This window comes from Paraburkholderia sp. Ac-20347 (assembly GCF_017104805.1).
GTDB lineage: Bacteria > Pseudomonadota > Gammaproteobacteria > Burkholderiales > Burkholderiaceae > Paraburkholderia > Paraburkholderia tropica.
Window position 1 is genome coordinate 1 of the sequence record NZ_JAAGPN010000405.1, and the last position, 5,136, is coordinate 5,136.

At 65.2% G+C, this 5,136-nt stretch carries 4 protein-coding genes and 1 pseudogene; 3 read left to right on the top strand and 2 right to left on the bottom strand.

What is annotated here, in order from left to right:
- Positions 1 to 336, bottom strand: a pseudogene (locus tag G3N97_RS36390) (hypothetical protein); the annotation flags it as partial.
- Positions 337 to 455: 119 nt separating this feature from the next.
- Positions 456 to 1,046, bottom strand: a complete 591-nt coding sequence (locus tag G3N97_RS39840) for a hypothetical protein (protein ID WP_241031056.1) — start codon at positions 1,044 to 1,046, stop codon at positions 456 to 458.
- Between the two features lie 637 nt (positions 1,047 to 1,683).
- Between G3N97_RS39840 and G3N97_RS36400 the strand changes: the two genes are divergently transcribed.
- The 3 genes from G3N97_RS36400 to G3N97_RS36410 form a co-directional block, all read left to right on the top strand.
- On the top strand, positions 1,684 to 3,078 hold the full coding sequence (locus G3N97_RS36400; protein WP_205997633.1) for a sigma-54 dependent transcriptional regulator: 1,395 nt from the start codon (positions 1,684 to 1,686) through the stop codon (positions 3,076 to 3,078).
- Between the two features lie 522 nt (positions 3,079 to 3,600).
- Positions 3,601 to 4,572, top strand: coding sequence for a thymidylate synthase (locus tag G3N97_RS36405; RefSeq protein ID WP_205997634.1), 972 nt, complete (start codon positions 3,601 to 3,603; stop codon positions 4,570 to 4,572).
- 152 nt (positions 4,573 to 4,724) lie between these two features.
- Positions 4,725 to 5,136 (top strand): hypothetical protein (locus tag G3N97_RS36410; protein ID WP_205997635.1); only part of this gene is annotated, 412 nt, incomplete at its 3' end.

Sequence of the window (5,136 nt, forward strand, 5' to 3'; positions counted from 1 at the left end):
GCCCGCCGCCGCGCCGCCGAGCGCGGCGCCCGTGTTGACGCCGCTCGAACCGTGCGCGTTGGTGAGATCGGCGTCCGAGACGAGCTGGGCGATGGCGGGATCGAAACTGTTCTTCGGGAACGTGGTGGCGCGTACCGCGACCGGGTCCTGGCTCTTCGGCACCGCGTCGAACGCGCTGCGCGGCGTGATGTTGCGCTCGACGATGATGTCGCCGGGATTGGTCACCTGCTGTGCGCCGGCGGCCGTCGCGAGCAGCGCGGCGCAGGCTGCGCACAGCGCTGCGGCGATCCGCGGGCGACACGCGCCCTTGACGGGCGCCGTAAGGCGTTCGTTCATGTTGGTCTCCGTCTCCGCGCGGGGCGACTTCCTGTCCGCGCCGCTCCCGTTCCGCGCCGCGAACGGCGCGGGAATGTTCTCGATGACTGCGTCTGGTTCTGCGTGTGATCGTGTGCCGCTTATCGGCGGAAGTAGCTGGCGATATTCCCCTGGGCCGCCTGGCTGCTATCCACTGGAATCGGTATCGGCGTGGGCGGGGCGATTTCGTCCCACAGCGTCACGCTGGCGCCGCGCATCAGTTGCGGCGTGGCGGCGACCATCACCATGCCCACCGCGCCGCCGCGCTGACGCGAGAGGGTCTGGTCGTCGAGCATGCCGACGCCCGCGAGGATGCCGTTGTCGCTGTCGTTGCTGCTGCGCTCGCCGGCCTGGCCCGGATCGGCGGCAAGCGGTGCGTTGCCGTTCGGGTTCTGGCCGGCGTTCGGGTCTTGCGCCGGGCTCTGGCCGTTGTCGACGGTCAGCGGATCGGCCTTGAGCGTGGCGGGCACGATGGCCGCGTCGTTCATGCCGATGGTGTTAGTGTTGTCGGTTGTTGCAGGAACGACATCCGTGTTCGCGGCGCTCACGGCTTGCGCGGCGTGCGAGACGGTTGCGTCCGCACCGGCTGCGTCGGTGGCGCTCTGGGCGCGCGCGGCCGGCGAGAGGGCGAACAGCGGGACGAGCAATACGGCGGGAATCAGCACGGCCGCGAGGGCGGAACCGTAGCTCATTACACTGCGCCGGACGTTCGGTTGATTGGGTCGCATGGCGTATCTCCTGGTGCGAGTCATTTAGCGAAAGCTGTGCCATGTCTCGCAATCCATTGATACGCCGGGGGTCCTGTTATTTTCTGCGGATTTTGAATTGCGGATTTTCGCGAAAATGTTTCAGCGCTGAAACGTCACACGCTTTAAACCCCGCAAAACCCACTTCGAGTTTCAACGGAGAACGTTTGCGAGGCGCTTTTCCGAATTACGTGTTACGGGTAACGTGTTACGTAATGGCGGCGTTCTGGGAACATCTTTTGCGGCATGTATGCGAATAATTTTCTTCTTATGTATCAAGGCTAAGGGGCTGCAAGCGGCCTGGAAGCATTTCCATCGAACCCTTATCCATTCACGTCGCATAAATTCTGTTCAACTCCCTAGCGCATATAGTAAGCTTCAGAAAAACGCGTAATGCCGATAACTAAAGCCCACACGTGGGCACGTTGACACACACGCCGCAGCTCGGGGATTCAACGTCAGCAAAAAACCCTGGCTTTCGCCTTCATCTGATCACCCGGCGGAGCGCGGTTTTTGCTGCGTGTCTGTACATCAGGTGCGTGCCGTCATTCCGCAACGATGTGTTGGCAAGAGGATCTGAATAATGGAATCCGCAACGCGGCAATTGGTTTACGTGACGCGCAATCCGAACGAGGCGCTGAACGAGCGGTTCCACGAGCGTGGCTGGCAAGTGGAGATTGTCGGCAACGCGAGGGACGCGCGGCGGGCGCTGCGCGCGGGTCTGCCTGCGGGCGGCCTGCTGGATCTGTCGAGCCAGTTCCATCTGCATGAAATCGGCGCATTCGAGCCTTGCCTCACGCTGCCCCACGTGGGCTGGGTCGCCGCGACCACCACCGGCCAACTGCAGGACGCCAATCTGCGCCGCCTCGTGCGCGATTACTGTTTCGATTACGTAACGGTACCGTGGAGTGGCGATCGCATCGTCGATTCGGTCGGTCACGCCTATGGCATGGTCTCGCTGGTCGAGAACGCGTCGAACGACACCACGGGCGGCACCGAAGGCGAAATGGTCGGTTCGTGCGAGGCGATGCTCGCGCTGTTCCGCTCGATCCGCAAAGTCGCGATGACCGACGCGCCCGTGTTCATTTCGGGCGAATCCGGTACCGGCAAGGAACTCACGGCGGTGGCGATCCACGAGCGTTCGTCGCGCCGCAACGCACCGTTCATCCCCATCAATTGCGGCGCGATTCCGCCGCATCTGCTGCAGTCCGAGCTGTTCGGTTATGAGCGTGGCGCGTTCACGGGCGCGAGCCAGCGCAAGATCGGCCGCGTCGAAGCGGCCAATGGCGGCACGCTGTTTCTCGACGAAATTGGCGACCTGCCGATGGAAAGCCAGGCGAGCCTGCTGCGCTTCCTGCAGGAAGGCAAGATCGAGCGCCTCGGCGGCCATCAATCGCAGCCCGTCGATGTGCGCATCATCTCGGCCACGCACGTCGACATGCGCGCGGCGATGGTCGAAGGGCGTTTCCGTCAGGATCTGTATCACCGCCTGTGCGTGCTGCAGATCGACGAGCCGCCGCTGCGTGCGCGCGGCAAGGACATCGAGTTGCTCGCGCGTCACATGCTCGAACGTTTCAAGAAGGACGGCAGCCGCCGTCTGCGCGGTTTTTCGCCGGACGCCATCGCGGCGCTCCACAACTACAGCTGGCCCGGCAACGTGCGCGAGCTGATCAACCGCGTGCGGCGCGCCATCGTGATGTCGGAAGGGCGCGCGATCACGGCGCGCGATCTCGAACTGGGCGATTACGTGGAAGTGGTGCCGGTGTCGCTCGCGCAGGCGCGCGAGGCCGCCGAGCGTCAGGCCATCGAACTGGCGCTGCTGCGCCATCGCGGCCGTCTGGGCGATGCAGCCCAGGAACTCGGTATTTCGCGCGTGACGTTGTACCGGCTGCTGTGCGCGCACGGCATGCGTCACATGGAAAGCGATCCGCTGGCGCCGCATCCGGGCGGACTGGTTTCGGGGGGCGGGGCCGGTTGAACGGCCGCGCGTTCGAGGAGACCAGCACCAAGAGCCGTTCGACGGCCTCGACTCAATAGCGTTGTGCGTTGTGCAGTGTGTGTGTGGTGAAGTGATGAAGGGCCGGATTGGGCCCGGATGTCGATGTTGAAGCCAGAGGTGCATGCGGGCTTTGCGCGGGGGCGCAGACTCGCGTGGATGGGAGGGCGCGTAGTGCGCGCGCCGGCTCGTTCATGCCGGGGAGCGTCGGGTGCCGCGCGGATCGCCGCGCGCCGCCTGACGCGGCCGGTCATGGCGGCCGATGCGGTTCGGCGTCAGAGGCTGTTTGCCGCCTTCCTTGCAGCGTTTTTCTCCGTTTTTCTCCCGTTTCTTCCCCTTCGATACCGCCTTCGCGATGCGCCCGCGCGATCTGCACGTATCACTGCGCGCTCGACCGCTCCCGGCGGCGCCCGACAGGCGCCCAACAGGCCGCCGCCGCGCATGCTATAAAATCGCTGTTTTGAATCCGCACGGGCGCACCGCGCGTCCGCTCAGGGAATTCGCATGAAACAGTATCTCGAGCTCGTCCGCTCGATTCTCGACACCGGCACCTGGCAGGAAAATCGCACTGGCATCCGCACGATCAGCATGCCGGGCGCGATGCTGAAGTTCGATCTTCAGCAGGGCTTTCCCGCCGTGACCACGAAAAAGCTCGCGTTCAAGTCGGCCGTGGGCGAGCTGATCGGCTTCCTGCGCGCCTCGCGCAACGCCGCGGACTTCCGCGCGCTCGGCTGCAAGGTCTGGGACGCCAACGCGAACGACAACGCCCAGTGGCTCGCCAATCCGTACCGCCGCGGCACCGACGATCTCGGCGACGTCTACGGCGTGCAGTGGCGCCAATGGCCGGCCTACAAGGTGCTCGACGCCGAAGCCGTCGCCCAGATCGCCGACGCCCGCGCGCGCGGCTACACCGAAGTGACGGCGTTCGAAGAGGGCGGTCGCTCGAAAGTGCTGCTTTACAAGGCGATCGACCAGCTGCGCCAGTGTCTCGATACGATCGTGAACAACCCGGGCGATCGTCGGATTCTGTTTCATGGCTGGAACCCGGCCAAGCTCGACGAGATCGCGCTGCCCGCTTGTCACCTGCTTTATCAGTTCCTGCCGAACGCGCAGAAGCGCGAAATCTCGCTCTGCCTGTACATCCGCAGCAACGATGTGGGCCTCGGCACGCCGTTCAACCTGACCGAAGGCGCGGTGCTGCTGCATCTCGTCGGCCGTCTGACGGGCTATACGCCGCGCTGGTTCACGTATTTCATCGGCGATGCGCATATCTACGAGAACCAGCTCGACATGCTCAATGCGCAGCTCGAGCGCGAGCCGTACGAGAGCCCGCGTCTGGTGATCGCCGACCGCGTGCCCGAGTTCGCGAAGACCGGCGTCTACGAACCCGAGTGGCTGGAGAAGGTCGAGCCGGCCGACTTCTCGCTCGAAGGCTATCGCCACCACGCGCCGCTTACGGCGCCGATGGCCGTGTGACGTTCCTGTAACGCGATCGCGTCGGTTGCCTGCGAGGCAGGCCGTTCACGCCGATCACGCCGAAAAAAAAAGCCCGCGAAACGTTTTCGTTCGCGGGCTTTTTCGTTGCCGACTCGTTGCCGATGTAGCGAGCCGGGCGACGCCGATCAACCGTGACGATGATCGTCGTGATTGCCGCTCGCGTGCTCCTGCGGATGCGGAGCCGGTTGCGGACGCGGCGCTTCCTGATGCGGCTGCGGTTGCGGACGCGCTTCCGCGCGCGGCTGTGGCTCCTGACGCGGCTGCGCATGGAATTCCTGGCGCGGCTGCGCTTGCGGCTCCTGACGCGGCTGCGGGTGGAACTCCTGGCGGGCCTGCTGCTGCGGCTGTTGCTGCGGTTGTTGCTGCGCTTGCGGATGGAACTCCTGCCGCGGCTGGGCTTGCGGCTGCGGACGGCTTTCCTCACGGGCCTGTTGCGGCTGCGGCTGCGCTTGCGGACGGAGCTCGGCGCGCGGTTGCGCCTGCTCCGGACGCGCCTGCATCTGCGCGGGCTGCGGCACGCGTTGCGCCTGGCCCGCTGCGGCC